General features: G+C 36.3%; 1 pseudogene. It reads right to left on the bottom strand.

The window, feature by feature from the left end:
* Positions 1-200, bottom strand: a pseudogene (locus HMPREF0549_RS09605) (helix-turn-helix domain-containing protein); the annotation flags it as partial.
* Positions 201-336: the final 136 nt, after the last annotated feature.

Below are 336 nucleotides of genomic sequence, written 5' to 3'. Positions count from 1 at the left end.
TTTCTAATTTGATACTGCTGGAGAATTGCTTGATTAGTATACTTGCCAGAAAGATAAGCTTTTACAGCAGTTAACTTAGTCTCTAATGAGTACTTCTGATTATGCTTAGGTCTAATTAATCCCGCCAATCCAGCGAGTAGGAATTGCTTAATCCACTTACTCATGTTTGCTGGTCGGACACCATGGTAATCGGAGTACACCGTTAAACCATAATCCGATTTCTGATAATCATGAAGTAATTTAAGCTTTTCAATAGTTGAATAACTTACAATGCAAAACACCCCCCTAGGATTCACACTTTTATTATTTAAAGTGTCAACCCTAAGGGGTATTGTA

It is taken from the genome of Limosilactobacillus vaginalis DSM 5837 = ATCC 49540 (assembly GCF_000159435.1).
Classification (GTDB): Bacteria; Bacillota; Bacilli; order Lactobacillales; family Lactobacillaceae; genus Limosilactobacillus; species Limosilactobacillus vaginalis.
This window is presented reverse-complemented; position numbering and strand designations above follow the sequence as displayed.